Origin of the sequence: Pseudoalteromonas sp. SR41-1 (genome assembly GCF_014164015.1) — a bacterium.
Classification (GTDB): Bacteria; Pseudomonadota; Gammaproteobacteria; order Enterobacterales; family Alteromonadaceae; genus Pseudoalteromonas; species Pseudoalteromonas distincta.
In genome coordinates this window covers 42,683-65,961 of the sequence record NZ_JACJEK010000021.1, presented here as the reverse complement: position 1 = coordinate 65,961, position 23,279 = coordinate 42,683, and the positions used below count along the sequence as shown (strand labels likewise).

Here is a 23,279-nt window from a genome sequence, read left to right as displayed (position 1 = left end):
AGTACACTAACCTCTATTGTCACGATAGAGATTAGTCATGAACGAAACCGAACAAAAGACCACGCATTTTGGTTATAAAACAGTAGCCGAGGGCGATAAAGCTTCTATGGTTGCTGATGTATTTCACTCAGTAGCTGCAAAATACGATGTAATGAATGATTTAATGTCTTTTGGTGTGCATCGTTTATGGAAACGTCAAACTATTGCAAGCTCAGGTGTTCGTAAAGGCCATCATGTACTCGATTTAGCCGGCGGCACTGGCGACTTAACGGCAAAATTTAGTCAACTAGTTGGCGAGACCGGTCAAGTTGTTTTGGGCGATATAAATTCATCTATGCTTAAGGTTGGTCGTGAAAAACTACACAATCTTGGCTTAGTAGGCAATATTGACTACGTACAAATGAATGCTGAAATGCTGCCATTTCCAGATAATAGCTTTGATGTGATCACTATTGCCTTTGGCTTACGTAACGTTACCGATAAAGACAAAGCATTACGCTCTATGTACCGTATTTTAAAGCCAGGTGGCAGATTACTTGTTTTAGAGTTTTCAAAACCAGAGCATGACGTACTTAGTAAAGCTTACGATTTTTACTCATTTAATTTATTGCCAACAATGGGTAAGCTAGTTGCTAACGACAGTGAATCGTACAAGTATTTAGCTGAGTCTATTCGTATGCATCCAGATCAAGACACATTAAAAGCGATGATGGAAGATGCGGGCTTTGAACAAACAACATACCAAAACCTCACAGGCGGAATTGTTGCACTGCATCGTGGTTTTAAATATTAAGGCTAGCAGTTATGGCGCTTGAAAAAATAACAAAAAGCAATAATGGTGCAATGTCATCTGAGTTTTTTATGTTACCTAATTTTGTACTTTCGCTTATTGAGCGTGTACTAAATCAAGCGCTTAGCCTTGACCCACAATTATCTCAAAAGCTAAACGCCGTTAAACATAAGCGCTTAGTGGTTGAAATAAGAGATTGGCAACAAAGCATCCAACTCGTTTATAGTGCTGATCAATTACACTTATACAGTGCCCAAAGTAACGAAAACGCAGATTGTATGATCAGCGCAGATATAGAAACACTTTTAGCGCTCAAAAACCCTGCAATGCTTACCCAATTAATTCGCCAAGATAAGCTCGACTTACAAGGCGATTTAAATATTGCGCAAACTTATAGCAATGCATTTTCAGGTATTGATATTGATTGGCCTGAACAACTTTCTAAATACATTGGCGATGCACCCGCTCAGCAGTTATACCTGCACTTAAAAGAACTAAAACAAAAGAGCAGCAAAACCAATACTAAAATAAGTACCATGCTTACAAGTTTATGCCAAGATGAGCTCGCAATTACTATTCATCCATTAGAACTTGAGCAATTTAAACAAAAAAATAGAGAACTCAAAGGACAAGTCGCTGCCGTTGAGCAACGCATTAACGCCCTCTTAAATTCTTTTTTACCTTCAAACACCCGCTAAGGATTTTTTGTGTCGACTGCACGTTTGTATAACATCACCAAAACGTTACTTAGCTATGGACTAGACGAGCTAATTCCAAAGCATAAAGTGCCTTGGTTTGGTAAAATAGCCCGTGGTAGTTTATTTTGGCTGCGTAATCAGCACAAAGAAAAACCGGCGGGGCTACGTTTACGTTTAGCATTACAAGAGCTGGGTCCTGTTTGGATCAAATTTGGTCAAATGCTCTCTACTCGTCGTGATTTACTCCCTCATGATATCGCTTTAGAGCTTGCGTTTTTGCAAGATCAAGTTCAACCATTTGAAGGCGAACTTGCACAAAAAATAATAGAAAAAGCGCTCGAAATTAACGATATAAGTGAATTATTTAGTGAGTTTTCACAAACTCCACTGGCCTCTGCATCTATAGCGCAAGTACATACAGCAAAACTTATTGATGAGCAGAGTATTGAGCAAGATGTCGTAATTAAGGTTATTAGACCCAATATTTATGAGCAAATTAATGCCGATTTAGCGTTAATGGAAAAGCTCGCAAAGGTACTTGCAAAAGTACATAACGAATCAAAACGCCTGCGTCCTGTAGAAGTAGTTAAAGAATATAAGAAAACACTCCTAGACGAGCTCGACTTAATGCGAGAAGGTGCCAACGGCATTCAACTAAAACGCAATTTTGAAGGCTCTGATTCATTATACATCCCTGCAGTTTACAGTGATTACAGCCGTAGCAATGTGCTGGTGATGGAGCGTATTTACGGCATACCCGTCTCTGATACCGATGCACTTATGGCGCAAAACACTAATATGAAATTACTTGCTGAGCGTGGCGTAGAAGTGTTTTTTACGCAGGTGTTTAGAGACAGTTTTTTTCATGCCGACATGCATCCGGGTAATATTTTCGTCTCTCGAGAGCACCCTGAAAACCCAATGTATATCGGTATTGATTGCGGTATTGTTGGTACGTTAAGCAAAGAAGATAAACGCTATTTAGCTGAAAACTTTATCGCCTTTTTTAATCGTGATTATCGCCAAGTTGCACAACTACACGTTGATTCTGGTTGGGTACCACCAGATACTAGCATTGAAGAATTTGAATTTGCGATTCGCACAGTTTGCGAGCCTATATTTAATAAACCTTTGGCTGAAATTTCATTTGGGCACGTACTCGTAAATCTATTTAATACTGCACGTCGTTTTAACATGCAGGTACAGCCGCAATTAGTATTACTACAAAAAACTTTATTATACGTTGAAGGATTGGGGCGTCAGCTATACCCACAACTCGACTTATGGAAAACAGCTAAGCCCTTTTTAGAAGACTGGGTAAAGCAACAAGTTGGACCGCTATCAGTACTGAAGCAAATGTATGCTAACTTGCCATTTTGGGCTGAAAAAATGCCCGAGTTACCGGATCTAATTTACCAAAATTTAAAGCGTGCACCACACATTCAACCGCAAGAACAAAAGGTATCTCATAAACCTTTAATATTGAGTTTATTTGGTAGTGCTACAATGATTATGGCAACACTTTGTTATTTACAGCACGATTTAATAGCTGCAAGTCTTGCAATAAGCTTATCGGCTATTAGCTTTATAGCGGCATGGCGCAGCGCATAAACTGGGTGCTATTTGCGCTAGTGAGCGTATAATTAGTATTTAAAATAAACATTTAACCGTTTTATATATTGGAGAAAACCATGGGTTTTGGTGGTATTAGTATTTGGCAATTATTAATTGTTTTAGCGATCATAGTTTTACTTTTTGGCACAAAAAAACTACGCGGTATGGGTGGCGATATTGGGGGCGCTGTAAAGGGCTTCAAAAAAGCAATGTCAGATGATCAAATGAGCGAGAAAGAGAAATCCGAGCAAATTCAACAATCAGAAAAAAACACTGCTGACAACTCAACCGATACTGAAAAAAACAAAGATAACAATAAGGTTTAATTAGTATGGGCATGTGGGAACTTGTTGTTATTTTTATTGTTGGTTTAGTGGTGCTCGGCCCTGAGCGCTTACCTGTTGCGATTAGAACAGTGAGTAAATGGGTTAAAACCGCTAAATCACTTGCCAACTCAGTAAAAGCCGAAGTAAGTGAAGAGCTTCGCATCCATGAGCTGCACGAAAACCTTAAAAAAGCAGAACAGCAAGAATTAAAAGATTTAAGCCCTGAGTTACAAAGCTCACTAACAGAGCTACAAAAAGCGGCTGAATCAGTTACTCACAGCTACAAAAAACAACAATCTGATACATCAAATAACCAACAACTTGATGAGAAAAAGTGAAATTTATTTCTCACTTTGTGGTCAACTTACTACATGGTATAAAAAATAATGGCTGAGGAAGTAAAATCAGGGTTTGTAGCTCATTTAATTGAGTTGCGTGATCGGCTAATAAAAGCGCTATTGAGCATTTTATTATTTTTTATCGCGCTGTTTTATTTTAAAGATGATATTTACGAACTTATAGCTGCACCATTAGTAGTTCATTTACCTAATGGCGCGACCATGATAGCTATAAATGTGAGTGACCCTTTTATAGTCCCTATGATGCTTACTTTTTTTGTTGCGGCTTTATTATCTACTCCATGGATACTTCATCAAATTTGGGGGTTTATAGCTCCTGGCTTGTACCAAAATGAAAAGAAAATGCTAATACCTATACTAATCTCAAGCGTTGTCTTGTTTTATGGGGGTATCGCTTTTTGCTACTTTGCAGTACTACCAATTATATTAGGTTTTTTTACAAGTACAGGTCCCGAAATGATGACTCTAGCGCCCGATATCGCTAGCTATCTAGGATTTGTATTAAAATTGTTTTTTGCATTTGGCGTCGCTTTCGAAATTCCTGTGGCTATTATGTTGCTATGCTGGAGTGGCGCAACAACAACAAAAAGCTTAAAAGAAAAGCGCCCTTATATCGTCGTGGGTGTTTTTGTAGTCGCGATGTTTTTAACACCGCCTGATGTATTATCACAAACATTGCTAGCATTTCCGATGCTTCTTCTGTTTGAACTAGGTCTAATTTTAGCAAAGTTTTATACCGCTAAACCACAAAAAGAATCTGAGGAATAAAATGAAAAAACAACTGCTCTCACTATTGGTTTTATTAAGCGCACCGACTTTTGCTGCGCAAACAGAGTTTAATACTCAAGCGTTACAGGCATGTAGCTTTATTGAAAACGATTTTAACCGCTTACTTTGTTACGATAATACCATCGCGGGTAAGTCACTGGTTAAGCCATCAGTAACAAAAACGCTCACACCACCAACAGCTAATAATGTACCTCAGGCAGTAGCCACAACACCAACAGAAGTGAAAAAAACAGCAGATGAGTTTGGGTTAGAGTACAAAAAATCACAGACAGAAAAAGACGCTGAAATTAAAGCGATGGTTGCTTCAGTTGAAGAAGCTGCTTACGGCGAGTTAATTATTTCGCTAGATAACGGTCAACAATGGCGTCAAATTGGCTCTGACAGCATGCGCTTGAAAAAGAACGATACGATTGTAATTAGCCGTGGTGTTTTTAACTCATTTTTGCTGCATAAAGAAGGGCAAAACCGCTCTATTCGCGTTAAACGTACTAAGTAATGTCATATACGTTAATTGATGCTGGAGTTAACTTAACTAATCATCAATTTGATGAGCAGCATCACGATGTAATTACCCGTGCCAATGAAGCGGGTGTTACAAATATGCTTATTATTGGTTGTGATATTGCAAGCAGTCAGCAATCACTTAAACTTGCAACAAAGCATCTTCAATATTCTACGGCGGGTATCCACCCACATGATGCAAAATCAGCCACTAATGAACTAGAAGCACAACTAACTGTACTTGCAAATAATAAGCATGTTATTGCTATTGGTGAGTGTGGCCTTGATTATAACCGCGACTTTTCGCCTCGCGATGTACAGCGTAGTGTTTTTAGGCGCCAATTAGCACTTGCAGAGAAATTAGATTTACCTGTTTACTTGCATGAACGTGATGCAAGTGACGACATGCTAAGTATTTTAAAAGAGTTTAGTATTCGCGGTGTACTCCACTGCTTTACGGGTAACTCAGCAGCTCTAAAGCAATATTTAGATTTAGGTCTATATATTGGTATAACGGGTTGGGTATGTGATGAAAGGCGTGGAAAAGATTTACAACAGCTAGTGCCTAGCATTCCTCTAGATCGATTATTAATAGAAACTGATGCACCATTTTTAATTCCACGAACAGTTAAACCAAAATCTAAATCACGTAAAAATGAACCTGCCCTGCTTCTTTATATCTGTCAAACGGTTGCACAACTTTATCAAATAGATGAAGAAGTTGTGGCCCGTAAAACTACAGAAAACTTTCACCGTGTTTTTGGTTTAGAAGATCGTTAATGGCCTATGCAAAGGCACTTTTAAGCCTATTAGTATTCCTTTGCACTTTTTGCTGTTTCGCAAACCCAGTAATAATAAAACACGATTTTAACTCTCAAAACATTAATAACCTGTATTACTCTTTTGAACCAACGTCGCTATTAAGTGCACAACAAAGTAGCCATATACAGTGGCAAAAAAACACAGCAAAACCCCTTAATTTAGGACTAGAGCAGCGTCCTGTATGGATAAAACTTAAAATAAAAAACACACTTAGTTATAATACTGAGCAAATATTGTCACTAAACAATCCTTTGCTAAACGACGTTCAAGTATATCAATTACATAACTCGCAATTACTTTCTTATACTCAAATTGGTGATGCCTACCCCTTATATAAGCGCACAATTAAAAGTGAATCTTTATTAGTTAAACTGCTCAGCCCTGCAAATAGCGAAACGCTTATTATAATGAAAGTGGCGAATAGTTCAGGCTTGCGAGTCCCTTTAACACTGTGGCAACCAGAAGCTTATTTGGCACACAAAGGAAAACTCAATTTACTCTATGGCTTATTGATTGGTTTTATATTTTCTTTGGGTGTGAGTTGCATAGTTTTATATGGTTTTTCACGTAAAGGTTATTTTGTTTATGCTGGGGTTATATCTCTCACATTAGGTAGTGTATTAGCCTACCTTTGTGGTTTTGGCTTAAGGTACGTTCATCCTAATTTGCCTGCATTACAGCAAGTTATGACCCCTATATTACTTATGCTTATCACTTTATTGTTTTTGCCTTTGCAGAAGCAAGTTTGCCATCCCAGGCCCTCTCTTCTGCTAACTATTCAAAAAGTTGTAGTTAACGCTTTAGCCATTTCGTTATTATTTATTTGGCTACTTCCAAACAACATAGTTACATTATTTTGTTTAATCACTACTCCAATCGTTTTAGGCTTTTATATTGTAACTACGTTTATGTGCGTGCGTTTAACGCCTTCTAAACCAAACAAAGCACTATTACTTGTATTGGTTTTTTTCTTGGTGGTAATGCTTTATTTTACTGTTGCAGTAATGGGCCTATACGCCTTTGACAGAAGTACGCTCGCATTTGTATTTGCATGCTTTTTTGGTTGCACTTTTTGCTTATGCTACAGCGTAATGAAGTTATTTATTTTACAACGCGATGAAGAAGTGATTGCTCAACAAACCTTGATTGCTGAAAACACAGCACAAGATACACTACTTAAAGAGCGCTTAAAATTACAAGAAAAAACTCGCCAAGAACTTGAATCTCAGGTGGACGAGCGCACCTTTGAATTACAAGTGACGCTTAGAGAGCTTGAAGAAAAAAACCGCTCACTTGAGTTACTAAATACTGAAGACGCATTGACTGGAATAAAAAACAGACGCTTTTTTGATAAAAAACTGGTAATGGAGCTTCGTCGCTCTCGTCGCGAACAAACGCCGCTTAGCATTGTTATGCTTGATATAGATCGATTTAAAAATATCAACGACACGTACGGCCATATCATTGGCGATCAAGTTATTAAAGCAGTGTCTGACCTTATAAAAGACCATTTAAAACGACCACTCGATGAAGTTGCCCGTTATGGCGGTGAAGAATTTGTTGTGCTATTACCTAATACCCCTAGTGAAGGCGCACAAGACATAGCTGAAAAAATACGAGCTGATATCTCAGTAAGTACAGTAACGGTTGCCAATAATGATATTCAATTTACTATTAGCGCTGGTGTATACACCAGTATTGCTGATGATGTTAGCAACCCTCAAATTTTTACTGAGTGCGCCGACAAAGCACTTTATTACGCAAAGCAGCATGGCCGTAATCAAGTAATTACTTTTCCATTACCACAGTAGGAGCATATTAACATGGCCCAATCAGGATTAGACCTTTTCCCATATACTCGCATGCGCAGAATGCGCCGCAGCGACTTTTCTCGCCGCTTAATGGCTGAAAACCAGCTTAGCGTAAATGATTTAATTTACCCTGTATTTGTACTTGATGGTAAAAATCGCCGCGAGGTAATTGAATCAATGCCTGGTATTGAGCGCCTATCAATTGATTTACTGCTTGTTGAAGCAAAAGAACTCGTTGAACTTGGCGTACCTGCCGTTGCTATTTTTCCAGTAACGCCTACGGATAAAAAATCATTATTTGCCGAAGAAGCATATAACGATGATGGCTTAGCACAACGCACCGTAAGAGCGTTAAAAGAAGCTTTTCCTGAGTTGGGTGTGATTACTGATGTAGCACTTGACCCTTTCACTACGCATGGCCAAGACGGTATTATTGATGATTCAGGTTATGTTATTAATGATGTCACTACTGAAATTTTAGTTAAACAAGCACTTTCCCATGCAGAAGCTGGTGCTGATGTTGTTGCCCCTTCTGATATGATGGATGGTCGTATTGGCGCTATTCGCGAAGCACTTGAAGCTGATGGGTTTATTCATACTCGAATTATGGCCTACTCAGCTAAATACGCATCTAGCTACTATGGCCCATTTAGAGATGCTGTAGGCTCTGCTGGTAACTTAAAAGGTGCTGATAAAAAAACTTACCAAATGGATCCAGCAAACTCTGATGAAGCAATACGTGAAGTCGCATTAGACTTACAAGAAGGCGCTGATATGGTTATGGTAAAGCCCGGTATGCCTTATTTAGATATTGTACGGCGTGTTAAAGACGAATTTGGTGTACCTACTTTCGCATATCAGGTAAGTGGCGAGTATGCAATGCACAAAGCAGCAATTGATAACGGTTGGTTAAGTGAAGAGGCTACAATAATGGAATCTTTACTTGCATTTAAGCGTGCAGGAGCCGATGGAATATTAACCTACTTTGCTAAGCAAGCCGCAAAATATCTAGCTAAAAAGTAATTTTTTATTAAAAGGCGGTTAAACCGCCTTTTATTTACATTCGTTTACATTTTTGTATTATTTCCGTCATATTTATTCTCTAAACTGGTGTCCCATTTTGGGATTAATACACGGGAATAATAAAAAAATGTTTAAAACAAAAATAACACCACTCGCACTTGTTATAGCAAGTCTCAGTGCACCAGCATCCGCTGATCTAATCATTTCAGAATATATAGAGGGAAGCAGTAATAATAAAGCAATCGAGCTTTATAATAATGCTGATACGGAGCTTTCTCTTGAAGGTTATACTTTAGGACTCTATTCAAATGGTAGCAGTTCGATTGGCAACTCGATTGATTTAACCGGAACATTGGCCGCCAATACCACCTACATTATTTCAAACCCCAGTGCAGCAGCTGCAATACTTGATATTGCAGATGAAACCAGCACAGTAACCTACTATAACGGTGATGATGCCCTTGTTTTAACTAAAGACGGTGTAATTGTTGATAGTTTTGGTCAAGTTGGTGTTGATCCGGGTTCAGAGTGGTCTGAAGGGGGTGTAACTACGGTTAACAAAACGCTGCGAAGAAAAGATAGCATTACCACAGGCCGAACTGACTCGACAGCCATTTTTGATCCTAGCGAAGAATGGGAACAGTTTGATATTGACACCTTTGATGGATTAGGTTCACACACAGGAAACGGCGGTACCGCTCCTGTGCCAGACCCTGAGCCAGAACCACTTGAACCACTAGTTTGTGGTGCAGAAAAAACACTAATAAATGCTATTCAAGGTGACGGCTCTGCTAGCCCACTTGTAGGTACATTAGTAGAACTTGAAGGTGTTGTAAGCGCCGATTTTCAAGGTGATGAACAATTAAAAGGCTTTTTTGTTAACTCACTGGCTGCTGATATAGATGCAAATCCACTTACCTCTGAAGGTGTATTTGTATATTTTGCAGATACTGACGTGAATGTAGGCGACCATGTACGTGTACAAGGTACTGTTGAAGAATATTTTGATGCAACACAAATTGGCAGTGTTAGCCAAGTTGCGGTGTGTGGCACTGGTTTAGCTGCAGCAGCTACAAAAATCACTTTACCTTTAGCTAATACAACTGATTTAGAAGCTTTTGAAGGTATGTTAGTCACATTAGAGCAACCATTAGTAGTGACTAATAACTTTGGTCTTGGTCGATATGGTGAAGTTGAATTAGCAACAGAGCGCTTGTACCAAGGTACTCAGGTTGCGTTACCTGGCGATGCTGCTAATGCAGTTGAAACTGAAAATCTACTTAAAAAGATTTTAATAGATGATGGCTCTACAGTACAAAACTTAGACCCTACAGCTTATCCAACTCCAGGCTTATCGGCAGAAAATACATTACGAACTGGCGATACTGTTAATACTGTTACAGGGGCACTTGCTTATAGCTTCGGTCTTTACCGAATTCACCCAACTTTAGCGCCTTCGTTTATTGCAACAAATGCACGTGAAGATGCGCCTGAACTTAATGCTGAAGCAGATTTACGTGTAGCTAGCTTTAACGTACTTAATTACTTCAATGGTGATGGCCAAGGCGGAGGGTTCCCTACATCTCGAGGTGCAGATACTGAAGCTGAATTTATTCGTCAAGAAGCTAAAATTGTAAGTGCTATTAGCGCTATTGAGGCCGATGTTGTTGGTTTAATGGAAATTGAGAATGATGGCTTTGGCGAATTTAGTGCAATTGCTAGCTTAGTAGATGCATTAAATGATGCAGATAGTGCTAACAACTATGCTTTTGTTGATTTTAATGTAGATCAAATTGGTACCGATGCAATTACTACCGCACTTATCTATCGTGCTAACAAAGTAGAAGAAGTAGGCACTGCAGCCATTACAACTGAGGCTCCATTTGATTTTAGTAACCGTGCTCCAATTGCACAAAGCTTTAAATCAATAGAAACTGATGAAGTATTTACTGTTGCTGTGTCACATCTTAAATCTAAAAGTTGTGGTAGTGCTTCTGGAAATAATGCAGATTTAGGTGATGGCCAAGGCTGTTGGAATGAAATACGCACGCAAGGTGCTAATGCATTCGCAGATTGGCTTGATAGCAAACCAACCGGTGTTGATGACGAAGATACTATTTTAGTCGGCGATATGAATGCTTACGCAATGGAAGATCCAATACGTGCATTTGCTGATAAAGGCTACAAAAATGTAGTTGCTGAAATTGATGGTGATACACTTGGTTATTCTTATAGCTTTTCTGGTCGTGCAGGAAGTTTAGACCATGCAGTAGCTACACAATCATTACTTAGCAAAGTTGTCGCTGCAACAGATTGGCATATCAACGCAGATGAACCTATTTCACTTGATTACAATGTAGAGTTTAAAAGCGAAGGTCAACAATCTAGCTTGTACTCTGAAAGTGCATACCGCGCATCAGACCATGACCCTGTGATTATTGACATTAAATCTGAAATTACTTTAACGCCTGAAGAGCAAACACCTGTAATTGCAGCCGATCAAGTTTTTGCAATCGATGAAAACAGCGCAATTGGCACAATTATCGGCACGCTCGATTTTAGTGATCCAAATGCCGATGAATCACCTGTTGTTAAATTTATTACATCTGATAATGACAGCGTTTCTATTAACAATGAGGGGCAGTTAATTGTTGCTGGAGAGATTGATTACGAATTCGAAAATCGTATTACTTTAACAGTACAAGCTCAAGATAGTGCTGGTAACTTATCAAACATTGAAAAAGTAGCCGTTAAGGTAAATAACTTACGCTCAGATGATGATAATGATGCAGGTTCATTATTATGGTTATCACTTCTTTTAGCACCACTATCAATAGTGCGTCGATTTAAAAAGAAATAATTAAGTAAAATCTAAACATATAAAAAGCCGCTTTTGCGGCTTTTTTATTTTATACAAATGTAATTCAGACAAGCTTCATTAAACTCCCCGTAATATGTTCATACGATTAGTGAGTCTTCTAGTAATTAATCAGTAACAACTACATAAGATTGAGTTAATTTTACACAGCAAAAACCTCAATGAGTTACGTATATTGGTTTTCCTATTGATAAATATGAACTTTTATAAGGGTTCACATTTTGCTTTAAGTAAATTAGAAGATACTTACAAAACAAAATCAATATTTACCCTAAACGTAAAAATAAGTCGTGTTTTTATAAAGGAATGAGAATGAAACAACTAACCCAAAACTTGCCTAAATGGCAAAAAAAGTCAGCACCACTACTGGGTCTACTTATTATTTTTTCGACTTGGGGCAATAGCAACCAAGCGATTGCTGCAACTGTTGATGTAGCAATTCCACAAAGTAGCTTATTTGATGTAATTAGCGCTCGCGCTAAAAAGCTAGCAAGCGAAGAATATGTGGCACCTAAAAACATCGAGCTTGAAGCACTAAATAATATTGATTATCAAGACTACCGTTCAATTCGATTTAAAAAAGACAAAGCGGTGTGGAAAGATGAAGGCCTGTACGAGCTGCAATTATTCCACCCTGGTTTTTTATATAAAACACCTGTAACAATAAATACTGTTGATAGCGACTCTAAACGTAGCCGCTTACCTTTCAGCACCGACTTTTACCAATACGATGGCACTGCTGCACCACTACAAGAAGAAATAGCTAAAAGTGTGGCGGGCACTCAACTAGGCCATGCTGGATTTCGCTTACATTACCCATTAAATACTAACGAGTATAAAGACGAAGTAATGGTATTTCAGGGAGCATCGTATTTTAGAGTCGTTGGCCCTCAACAAGTTTATGGCTTATCAGCAAGAGGCCTTGCCATTGATACTGCTGAGAATTCGGGTGAAGAATTTCCAATGTTCAAAGAGTTTTGGTTAGTTAAACCAAAGGCAGAGCAAACACAAATCATCATTTTTGCATTATTGGATAGTCCATCTATTTCTGGTGCGTACAAATTTAGCGTCGACCCTACAACTAACATGCTAGTTGATGTTGATATGCAGATTTTTGCGCGTAAAGATATTAAAAAACTAGGTGTAGCACCATTAACGAGTATGTTTTATCACGGCGAAAACAGCACCAAATTTTTTGATGACTATCGCCCTGAAGTTCATGACTCGGATGGCCTATTAACTCAATCTGCTGATGACAAGTGGGTATGGCGTCCTCTTAACAACCCATCACAACTCAGCGTTACTTCATTTTCGTACAATAACCCAAAAGGTTTTGGGTTAGCTCAACGAGACCGAGACTTTAATAACTATCTAGACACAGAAGCACATTACCACGACCGCCCTAGCCTATGGATTGAACCACAAGGTGAGTGGGGAAATGGTCGTGTAGAGCTTGTAGAAATACCGACTGATACAGAAACTAACGACAATATCGTAAGTTACTGGGTACCAGAAAAACCAATGAAGGCCGGAGATTCATTAAAATTAAGCTACAAAATGACCACCTTTAATTCAGTTTTAACTCAGCACGAGAAAGCACGTGTACTACGTACAAGAATTGGTAGCGCCGCTTTACCTGGTGAGGACAACCCACCACCAAAAAGCCACCGCCAATTTACTGTTGATTTTACTGGATCAGAAATAAATCAACTGTCTAAACAGTTAAAACTAGATGCCGACATTCAACTTACAACAGGCGAAGTAACCGACGTGAATGTACAAAAACTTCCGGATTCACGTGGATGGCGTGTAGCCTTTAAAATTGCACCACAGGACGATCAACCCGTTGATATGCGTTTATCGTTAAAACTACGTGACAAAGAAATTAGCGAGGTATGGAGCTATGTTTGGTACCCAAATGACATCAAGTAATAAAGGTAGGGGCACTCCAATGCCATTCAAAACACTAAGAGTATGGCTATTTGCCATTGCGGCACTTGGCACATCTGGCTACGGCATATCTATTATGTTTGAGATTTTAAGCTCAAACGGTATGACACTACTTGAGTATGCTCTTTTAATATTATTCTCAATCACATTTGCTTGGATTGTAACGGCCTTTTGTAGTGGCACAATCGGCTTTGTACTACAGTTATTTCGAATTGACCCGCTTACGTTAAAACGTATTAAACCAATTGAGTTCAATAACGAGGCAATTAACGCTCAGAAAACCGCCGTTGTAATGCCTATTTATAACGAAGATACCCACCGTGTTATCGCGGGCTTTGAAGTAAGTCTACAATCGTTAAAAGAAACTGGTCAGCTTGATAATTTTGATTTTTATTTATTAAGCGATACACAAGACCCTCAAATAGTTAAAAACGAGCTAAGTGCATGGCATGCATTGTGCGAACGTTTAGGGGATACAGCAAAGCATGTTTTTTATCGTCGTCGCGAAGATAACAAACACCGCAAAGTAGGTAACCTAACCGATTTTTGTGAGCGCTGGGGAAGTAATTACGACCATATGATTGTGCTTGATGCAGATAGCGTAATGACCGGTAAATGTATGTTAGAACTTACTACAAGCATGCTAAACAACCCACAAGCAGGCCTGATCCAAACGATTCCAATACCTGTTCGTCAAGATACCTTTTTTGGTCGTTTTTTACAGTTTGCGTCAGTGCTATATAGCCCAATGCTCGCTACTGGCTCAGCATTTTGGCAAACAGATAAAGCCAACTACTGGGGTCATAATGCAATCATTAGAGTTGAAGCATTTATAACGTGCTGTGGCTTGCCAACACTCAAAGGTAACGCACCTTTTGGCGGTGAGATTTTAAGTCATGACTTTGTAGAAGCATCACTACTTCATAGTGCAGGTTGGGATGTACTATTACTATCAGATATTGAAGGCAGCTACGAAGAAGTACCAAGTAATATTCTAGACTACGCTGTACGCGATAGACGCTGGGTGCAGGGTAATATTCAGCACTTAGGTTTACTATCGTCATCTAAATTAAAATTAATGAGTAAGCTGCACTTTCTATTAGGTGCAACCGCTTATATTTCATCACTAATTTGGCTCTCAATGCTAGCGCTAAGTACTATTGATGCAGTAACGCGCGCATTAAATAGTGATGTGTACTTTAACCGTGTTTATCAATTATTTCCTACATGGCAAATAGCTAAAACCGATCTTATTGATTCACTCTTGTATTTAACTATTGTTATTTTATTAATGCCTAAATTAATGGGCGTAATAGTCACCCTAATACATAGAAACAAACGCTTTGGTGGTTCAATTAAGCTCATACTAGGTTCAATCATTGAAACCGTATTTGCTATTATTGTTGCGCCATTAATGATGGTATTTCATGCTTACTTTGTGCTTTGCGTATTTTTAGGTAAAAAAGTGAAGTGGGATGCACAACCGCGCGAAGGTCGTATGGTTCCGTGGAAAGAAGCGTTTGGTTATACGTTATTCTCTACTATTGTGGCTATAGCATGGGGTAGCACAGCCTACTACTTCACACCTGTCTTCTTTTGGTGGCTATCACCTATATTATTAGGCTTAGTATTAGGTGCTCCAATTATCCGTTATACCAGTAGTATCAAACTCGGCGTACAACTAAGAAAGTTAGGTATATTTATTTGCCCTAGTGAAGTTGATAACGACTCAACTCTAGAGGCGCTTAAAGTACATCTAAAAGAGATTTCCGTGCCAGAGGAAGGAACTTACCCACAAACAATTCCGGCACTGCCACAAGAGCATATGGTATCAATGCCTATACAATCTTTTAAAAAGCCACGCAGGCTAAAGATGAAAGCGCTAAAAGCTAAGGCTATAAAAAAGTTTAATTAGCGCGTTATAAAATAAAAACAAAAAAGGAGCAATTAATTGCTCCTTTTTTCTATCTAAATTAAAAAATCATGCGCTGCATTTGCCGCTAATATTTTCTATTTTTCTAGCTAACTTATTACAGTACATTTTAGAAATAACTGATTGCGTTTCATCATCAAGTTGCCAGTTATAAAAATGAAAAACCTTACCATTCTCCATTTCTACTTTAAAATAGTGAAAAGAAAAAACGAGCTAAATGATACAACAGTAATTTCCTCACTATTGATATAACGCTCTGTGCATAGACGTGTATAACAAATCCCTGCTTTGTAACAATATAAATAAATTGCTCTAGTACCTTTTTATTAATTAAAAATATAGGACTAATTAATAATAAAAAGCAGTTATAAAAAGCTATAAAAAATAAAACCAAATTATAGGTAATAAAAAACCCGCAACATGTGCGGGTTTTTTAAAGAGTTAAAGAGCTAATTACTTAGCAGCTTTTTTCTCTTTTTCTGCAGCGATTACTGTGTCAGCTACGTTTTGTGGACATGGTGCGTAGTGTGAGAACTCCATAGAGAACTGACCACGACCAGATGTCATTGTACGTAGTGAACCAATGTAACCGAACATTTCTGATAACGGAACGTCAGCTTTAATGCGAACGCCAGTTAAACCAGCTTCTTGGTCGCTTAGCATACCACGACGACGGTTAAGGTCACCGATTACGTCACCAACGTGATCTTCTGGAGTGAACACGTCAACTTTCATGATTGGCTCAAGAAGTTGTGCGCCCGCTTTAGGGATCGATTGGCGGAAAGCACCTTTAGCAGCGATTTCGAACGCGATTGCTGATGAATCCACGGCATGGAAACCACCGTCAAAAAGTTCAACTTCAACGTCTAATACTGGGAAGCCAGCTAGAACACCTTCGCCCATCATTGACTTAAAGCCTTTCTCAACTGCAGGCCAGAATTCTTTAGGTACGTTACCACCAACAACTGATGATTTAAACGTGAAGCCTGAAGCAACTTCGCCTGGCTTGATGCGGTAGTCGATTTTACCGAACTGACCAGAACCACCAGATTGTTTCTTATGCGTGTAGCTATCTTCGATTTCACGAGTGATAGTTTCACGGTAAGCAACCTGTGGTTGACCAACGATAAGGTCTACACCGTAAGTACGCTTAAGGATATCAACTTTGATATCTAAGTGAAGCTCACCCATACCTTTAAGGATAGTTTCGCCTGAATCTTCATCAGTCTCAACTTGGAAAGATGGATCTTCTGCAACCATTTTACCGATAGCAACACCCATTTTCTCATTACCGCCTTTATCTTTAGGCTGTACAGCAATCGAGATTACTGGAGTTGGGAATACCATTGGCTCAAGTGTTACTGGGTGCTTAGGATCACATAGAGTGTGGCCAGTTTGCACATTTTTCATGCCTACGATAGCAATGATGTCACCAGCTTGTGCGCTAGTTAATTCATTACGGTCATCTGCTTGCATCTCAACCATACGGCCAACACGCTCAGTTTTACCAGTAAACGCATTAAGGATAGTGTCACCCTTATTAAGCTTACCTGAGTAGATACGTACGAAAGTTAATGCACCAAAACGGTCATCCATTATCTTAAATGCTAGCGCCTTGAAAGGTTCGTCAGCAGATACGATTGCGAATTCGCCATTTTCGTTACCTTCTTCATCCATAAGAGGTTGAGGATCAACTTCTGTTGGAGCAGGTAAGTAGTCAACAACAGCATCAAGGATTAGTTGCATGCCTTTGTTTTTGAAAGCAGAACCACAGAACGTAGGGAAGAAAGCAAGGTCACGAGTACCTTTACGGATGCAACGCTTGATATCTTCGATAGAAGGTACTTCACCTTCCATGTACGCTTCCATAAGGTCATCGTCTTGCTCTACAGCAGTTTCGATAAGCATTTCATGGTATTCATCAGTTTTTTCTACCATGTCTGCAGGAACGTCAGTGATTTCGTAGTTTTCTGGAAGACCAGTATCATCCCATACGTACGCTTTTTTAGTTAAAACATCTACAACACCAACAAACTCATCTTCGATACCGATTGGTAAAGTCATGATTAGTGGAGTTGCGCCAAGTACTTTACGTACTTGCTCAGTTACACGGTAAAAATCAGCACCCATACGGTCTAATTTATTTACAAAGATAATACGTGCAACTTCTGATTCGTTAGCATAGCGCCAGTTAGTTTCTGATTGTGGTTCAACACCACCAGAACCACAGAATACACCAACACCGCCATCTAATACTTTAAGTGAACGGTATACTTCAACTGTGAAGTCAACGTGTCCAGGAGTATCGATAACGTTAAAACGGTGATCTTTCCAGAAACAGCTTACAGCCGCAGACTGGATAGTAATACCGCGCTCAGCTTCTTGTTCCATGAAGTCAGTAGTAGATTCACCATCATGAACCTCACCTGTTTTATGGATTTGACCAGTAAGCTTTAGGATACGCTCAGTAGTCGTGGTTTTACCCGCATCAACGTGCGCGAAAATACCAATGTTTCTGTACTTCGATAAATCTGCCATTAATTTTACTCTTAATAAAGTCGATAAATTATTCGGCAGGAGTATAACATCACTTAATGCGAACATCACCATACAAGCCGCTTAAAATGCAATCAATTCAACATATTTTTTTTATCGTCAGAATCTATTAAATATCAAACATAACAAAAAAAACGCAAGACATTGAAATTAATAGTGTTTAATACTTAAGTTTCAGATACACCAAGTTACTTCGCTATTTTATAGCAACGTTCAGGACGGCCAATACTGCCATAACTTTGATCCGCTGTTAACTTACCTGATTCAAGCAAATACTCTAAGTGACGGCGTGCTGTAGAGCGACTCACACCGACCAAATCGCCCATTTGCTGAGCAGTAAATGCAGTGGTTGCGTGCTTTATAAAAGCATAGTGTATTTTGCAAAGTAAAATGTGTGCCGAGCAATAAGACAAACAGCAAAGGCATTTTTAGAGATAATTAAATACCTTTATGCTTTCATTGTATTTATAACCCATGCCTATAAATAATAAGCTAAATTGAGCTGAACTTATTCATTATCATAATTATAAATATAAATATAAATATGTCGATGGATTCTATTAACATCTCATTGTCAAAAAATCCTAAATTTGGTACATTATTCCTTCAATAGTATTTATAAAAACAACTATAAGACCCCACAATGAAATGGAACTTCCTTCGACTCAGTGCTTGGCTAATTGCACTTACCTTATTAATCTTCTCTCATAATATTTTTGCGCAGCAATATAAAATAGATAAACCAGCTAATTGGGTTAATACACATATAATTGAGCAACCCAAGGATTCCGATATAACCAAAGTACGTGACGGCACACTTTATTTGTTACTCGATAACCAATCCTATATACCGAGCAGGCAAAAACAGCAACGTTATACCCGTTTGGTTATGCAGGCATTGAATCAAAGTGGTGTTGATTATATAAGCCAGCTTAGTCTTGATTTTGATCCAAGTTACGAGTCGCTAACACTAAATAGCTTAACGATTATCAGAAATAATGAGCACATTGATAAACTTGATAGCGCGAGAATGACGGTTATACAGAGTGAATCTGAGTTAGCTGAGCGTATTTATAATGGTAGCTTATCACTCAATATTATTATTGATGATATGCGCAGTGGCGACATACTCGATTACAGCTACACAGTGACAGGCAGCAACCCTATATATGCTAATAAGTTTAGTACAAGACGCACGCTGAACTGGTCGGTACCCGTAGTGCAACAAAATATGCGTGTACTTTGGGGTAAACAAACACCTCTACATATAAATACAATAAACGGCGCAGCTGATATTCAAGAAACGCTTAATAAATATGGCAAAGATTATTCTATAACTCTTTTTGAAGAACCTTTACTGGAGCAGAATTCTCAAACCCCAACGTGGTACGACCCATATACACAAGTTTACTTTTCTGAGTTTGACGATTGGGGTCAGGTAGTTAACTGGGCATATCCGCTTTATCAATCAGCCATAGAAACCCCAAGCAGCATTTTGGATATAGCTAAAAAAATAAAAGCAAAACACACAAAAACATCAGATAAAATTGCAGCAGCACTGCGCTTTAGCCAAGACGAAGTTCGATATTTAGGGCTTGAAATGGGCACTAACTCGCATCAACCAACGTCAGCTTCAGAAACGCTTTCGCTACGATACGGCGATTGCAAAGATAAAACAGTACTGCTTATCTCGTTATTAAAAGCGATGGATATAGAAGCCTTCCCTGCGCTAGTTGATACAGAGGAAACCAAACGTTTAAAAGAACTTCCACCTTCTGCAAGTGTATTTAATCACGTTATTGTTACGCTTAAACAAAACGGAAAACGCTACTGGCTCGATCCTACGGTTAGCTACCAGCGAGGTACTCTCGAATATTTAGCACAGCCTGATTATGGCTATGCCCTAATTATTGATAAAGGTGAAAGCGCTTTAACTTCAATGGCGCAAAAACCTGTACATACAAATGTATCTGTAGAAGATAACTTTTTTATTGCTGAAAAAGTATCTGAGCCATCACGTTTTGAAACCCAGTACACTTATGCTGAATTTGAAGCAATTAACCGAAGAAGCAATATAGCCAGCAGTGGTCTAAATAGCGTTGCTAAATCTTATTTCGAGTATTACCAAGGCTTTTTAAATGGTCTATCAATCAATGAAGCAATGGCAATTAGTGAGCAAGAAAAAACGGGCAAACTAATAACCAAAGAATCGTATTTAATTAGTGAATTTTGGGAAAAAACAGACGAAGGCTACGAAGCTAGTTTTTATGCGAGTGAAATACAAAATAGCGTTTACGAACCAAAGCAGGTAAATCGTACCGACCCACTTTACTTTGACTACCCCAATATAATTAACACCACAATAAAACTACATTTTGCAGAAAAAGATTGGGGATTTGATAGCGATCAACAAGAAATTGACAACGACTACTTCAATCTAAAAACAACTACTGAATTTAATGATAACGTTTTAACACTGAGCTATAACTATTACGCAAAACAAGATCATATTAAAGCGGATCAAATAGATGATTATTTAGCACAGCGTAAAAAGTTAATATCAGCAACCCATTACTCTATTCTAAAATATGCAAAGGCGAGTGAAACGCCTCAAACAACAGCTGATGTGCTAGACAGCCTTGGTTATAGCTGGCTTAAATATGTGTTGGCTGGCTATATTTTAGTACTCATATTCTTTTTTGCCGATTGGCGATTAGAGTCAGCAAAAAAAGTTAAATTTGAAGATAGTCCATTTTATGCTGTATCTGTAAGTAAGTTTATAATTTACAGTATTTTAAGTTTAGGCATATTTGTTAACTACTGGAGTTATCGTAACTTTAAGGCCATTAAAGAACGCGATAACTCAAGTGTTATGCCTATTGCTCGAGGTATATTTGCATTTTTATGGTATTACCCTTTGTATCGCGCACTTGCACAGCACAGCCAACAACAGTTAAACAAAAATAGAGTAATGCCTAACTGGACTGCCTTAACACTCTGGCTAATGGTACTTGCCAGCGCCTTTGCTTATCGTATGGACGAATACGCAACCATAGTGATTTGTATAATGCCATTTTTATGGTTGCCTCTAGTTAGTTACATTGAACAAACCGATACAAGTAAAGAAGCCCTACATTACAACTCGCACTGGCGAATTAGGCAGTATTTAATCTCGCTTGCGTTTGCACCTCTATTATTTTTAGGCGTACTTCAAGAAGTAAATATTTTACCCAATGCTGCAATTATAAAAGGCGATAGTTTATGGCCTTACCAAGTACACTTTTTAAAACGTAATCGCCTCACACCTGAAAACGAAGAAATACTCTATTTTTATAGCGATGCAATGTTTGATTACCGAGAAGACGGTAACGGAATAACCGAGAACTATATTTTTAGTTACTACAAAAACGATGACGGTAAGCTTGAATCAGATCTTAGTCACTTTAAAGACATAGAAAAAATAGAAACCACATACGGTAAAACCAAACTTGATAACACAAGTATAAAAGTAATAAAAACTGACGGTAGTGACTTCTTACTCATTGTAGGGCGTCTAAACAAGCAGGATAAAGTACTAGTGGAGCAGATTAATTTACGTATAACAGCAAATAAAGTGCGTTAGTGGCTTAAAATATCCAATTAGTACGAATATTTTTAGCCACTAATTAAAGGCTGTTAATCTTTGAGGGCTAAGATTTTACAAGAGACTATTTGATTTGATATCAAAGCAGTCGCTGTCTTGGAAGGCGATAAAATCATTCCTAGCTTGAATTTATTTTAACTTTGAAAGATCAATGCTTTTATACTAAAAATCCATATCAAATTATTTAATAAGTATCAAAAACCTATTCTTAATTGTTTAACCAAGATAAGCATTTTTATGAAATGGCAGTGCTAACTAGCCGATTTATATATGAATAAAAAACAAGCTCCACAATAATAAGAATTATTTGCATTTAGGTGTTGACAGACTGTTAGATCTAACTGATAATCAATATCAACAAGACGGATTGCATACCACTTGTTAAGGAATGAATTGATTTGTTTCTCGACCCTGAAACAACGTGTGGCGCACGTAAACAGCTATGGTTACTTGTTATGAACCGCAACGCCCCTTGATGTTGATGATGAGTAACCGCCCTACTATTTTACTTGCTACATTGCTCATATCGGTGACGGTAGATATGAAACTAAAAAAGCCCTTACGGGCTTTTTTTATGTCTGTAATTTAGTTGGTTAAATTAAACTAAATCAATTAACGACGGTTTTTACGTGCGCGTGCTCGGCGTTGTTTTTTCTCTTCTTCTTTAGCTGCCTTTTTAGCTTCTGCTGCAGCGCGTAAACCAGCAACCATTACTTCTTCTTCCTCACGCATTTGCGGAGTTTCCATAGTAATACGGCCAATGATACCGTCGCGTAATTCGTTGATTAGTATTTCAGACATTTTGTATGTGTCTATTTGGTTACCACCACGAATACAGCCACGTTTTTTCCCCGCCATTTCAACAAATTCCCAATCACTTTGTGGTAATTCATCTATTTTATAACGCGCTTTTAATAACTCTGGGTATGCACGCAATAGGTACTCAGCTGTGTAACTTGCTACTTCTTCATACTCAAGTGCTGTATCACGAATGGCACCGGTAGCGCCTAAGCGATAACCTGAGTTTTCGTTTTCTACTTTTGGCCACAACATACCTGGCGTATCGTAAAGCATAATACCGTCTTCAAGCTTAATGCGTTGTTGTGCTTTGGTTACCGCAGGTTCATTACCTGTTTTTGCAACTATACGCCCAGCCAATACATTAATTAACGTAGATTTACCCACGTTAGGAATACCCATGATCATGGCTTTAATTTGCTTATCTGCACCCACTTTATGCGGCACTAGCTTTTTACAAAGCTCATTAATACGGTGTACTTCAGCTGCTTTATCATGCCCAAAAGAAATCGCTTTAACACCGTTTTCTTGCTCAAAATAATCTTTCCAGATTTGAGTCATTTTAGGATCAGCTAAATCAGCTTTGTTCAAAATTTTGATGACCGGCTTACCTTCACGCAAGGTTGCCACCATCGGGTTTTCACTACTGTAGGGAATGCGCGCATCAAGCACTTCAATGATCACATCCATTTGTGGCATTATTTCTTTAATTTCATTGCGGGCTTTATTCATGTGCCCAGGGAACCACTGGATAGCCATTTTTAACTCCTAACGTATAATTAACCGCT

Annotated in this window: 17 protein-coding genes and 1 pseudogene; 14 read left to right on the top strand and 4 right to left on the bottom strand. The window is 38.5% G+C overall.

Annotated features, from left to right (window positions below; all coding sequences use genetic code 11):
- The first annotated feature begins 37 nt into the window (after positions 1-37).
- From ubiE to mdoH, 13 genes are all read left to right on the top strand, one after another.
- Entirely contained in the window at positions 38-793 is a 756-nt protein-coding gene (gene ubiE / locus H5118_RS16960) for a bifunctional demethylmenaquinone methyltransferase/2-methoxy-6-polyprenyl-1,4-benzoquinol methylase UbiE (RefSeq protein ID WP_024597074.1), read from the top strand.
- Positions 794-804: 11 nt separating this feature from the next.
- Positions 805-1,488 (top strand): SCP2 domain-containing protein, encoded by a 684-nt coding sequence (locus H5118_RS16955; RefSeq protein WP_004334950.1) that lies wholly within the window; start codon positions 805-807, stop codon positions 1,486-1,488.
- 9 nt (positions 1,489-1,497) lie between these two features.
- Complete coding sequence (gene ubiB / locus H5118_RS16950) at positions 1,498-3,099, top strand: ubiquinone biosynthesis regulatory protein kinase UbiB (protein WP_024597076.1); 1,602 nt, start codon at positions 1,498-1,500, stop codon at positions 3,097-3,099.
- An 80-nt stretch (positions 3,100-3,179) separates the two neighbouring features.
- Positions 3,180-3,428: a Sec-independent protein translocase subunit TatA gene (tatA, locus tag H5118_RS16945; RefSeq protein WP_004334954.1), complete on the top strand. Its 249-nt coding sequence runs from the start codon at positions 3,180-3,182 to the stop codon at positions 3,426-3,428.
- A 5-nt stretch (positions 3,429-3,433) separates the two neighbouring features.
- On the top strand, positions 3,434-3,766 hold the full coding sequence (tatB, locus tag H5118_RS16940) for a Sec-independent protein translocase protein TatB (protein ID WP_024597077.1): 333 nt from the start codon (positions 3,434-3,436) through the stop codon (positions 3,764-3,766).
- Positions 3,767-3,814: 48 nt separating this feature from the next.
- Positions 3,815-4,555, top strand: a complete 741-nt coding sequence (tatC, locus tag H5118_RS16935; RefSeq protein ID WP_024604418.1) for a twin-arginine translocase subunit TatC — start codon at positions 3,815-3,817, stop codon at positions 4,553-4,555.
- Position 4,556: 1 nt separating this feature from the next.
- Positions 4,557-5,072 (top strand): hypothetical protein, encoded by a 516-nt coding sequence (locus H5118_RS16930; RefSeq protein WP_182696408.1) that lies wholly within the window; start codon positions 4,557-4,559, stop codon positions 5,070-5,072.
- Positions 5,072-5,857 carry a TatD family hydrolase gene (locus H5118_RS16925; protein ID WP_182749557.1) on the top strand — a complete coding sequence of 262 codons (786 nt, stop codon included), beginning with the start codon at positions 5,072-5,074 and terminating at the stop codon, positions 5,855-5,857. The genes H5118_RS16930 and H5118_RS16925 overlap by 1 nt, the downstream gene beginning before the upstream one ends.
- Complete coding sequence (locus tag H5118_RS16920; protein WP_182749556.1) at positions 5,857-7,710, top strand: diguanylate cyclase; 1,854 nt, start codon at positions 5,857-5,859, stop codon at positions 7,708-7,710. Before H5118_RS16925 ends, H5118_RS16920 begins: the two co-directional genes overlap by 1 nt.
- A gap of 12 nt (positions 7,711-7,722) precedes the next feature.
- The gene (gene hemB, locus H5118_RS16915) at positions 7,723-8,733 is read left to right on the top strand and encodes a porphobilinogen synthase (RefSeq protein WP_182749555.1); all 1,011 of its coding nucleotides are present in this window, start codon (positions 7,723-7,725) and stop codon (positions 8,731-8,733) included.
- Positions 8,734-8,860: 127 nt separating this feature from the next.
- Entirely contained in the window at positions 8,861-11,593 is a 2,733-nt protein-coding gene (locus H5118_RS16910; RefSeq protein ID WP_182716479.1) for an ExeM/NucH family extracellular endonuclease, read from the top strand.
- Positions 11,594-11,923: 330 nt separating this feature from the next.
- Positions 11,924-13,543, top strand: a complete 1,620-nt coding sequence (locus tag H5118_RS16905) for a glucan biosynthesis protein (protein ID WP_182725046.1) — start codon at positions 11,924-11,926, stop codon at positions 13,541-13,543.
- On the top strand, positions 13,515-15,476 hold the full coding sequence (mdoH, locus tag H5118_RS16900) for a glucans biosynthesis glucosyltransferase MdoH (RefSeq protein WP_182696413.1): 1,962 nt from the start codon (positions 13,515-13,517) through the stop codon (positions 15,474-15,476). Before H5118_RS16905 ends, mdoH begins: the two co-directional genes overlap by 29 nt.
- A 471-nt stretch (positions 15,477-15,947) precedes the next feature.
- On the opposite strand, the gene fusA is transcribed toward mdoH, so the two are convergent.
- On the bottom strand, positions 15,948-18,032 hold the full coding sequence (gene fusA, locus H5118_RS16895; protein WP_004334977.1) for an elongation factor G: 2,085 nt from the start codon (positions 18,030-18,032) through the stop codon (positions 15,948-15,950).
- A 206-nt stretch (positions 18,033-18,238) separates the two neighbouring features.
- Positions 18,239-18,442 (bottom strand): annotated as a pseudogene (locus H5118_RS16890) (HTH domain-containing protein); the annotation flags it as partial.
- 251 nt (positions 18,443-18,693) lie between these two features.
- Here H5118_RS16890 and H5118_RS16885 point away from each other — a divergent pair.
- Positions 18,694-21,672, top strand: coding sequence for a DUF3857 domain-containing transglutaminase family protein (locus H5118_RS16885; protein ID WP_182749553.1), 2,979 nt, complete (start codon positions 18,694-18,696; stop codon positions 21,670-21,672).
- Positions 21,673-21,944: 272 nt separating this feature from the next.
- Here H5118_RS16885 and H5118_RS20940 read toward each other — a convergent pair whose 3' ends face one another.
- Positions 21,945-22,091 (bottom strand): hypothetical protein, encoded by a 147-nt coding sequence (locus tag H5118_RS20940; protein WP_409074715.1) that lies wholly within the window; start codon positions 22,089-22,091, stop codon positions 21,945-21,947.
- A 214-nt stretch (positions 22,092-22,305) separates the two neighbouring features.
- Positions 22,306-23,250, bottom strand: a complete 945-nt coding sequence (gene ylqF / locus H5118_RS16880) for a ribosome biogenesis GTPase YlqF (protein WP_004334981.1) — start codon at positions 23,248-23,250, stop codon at positions 22,306-22,308.
- Positions 23,251-23,279 lie beyond the last annotated feature (29 nt).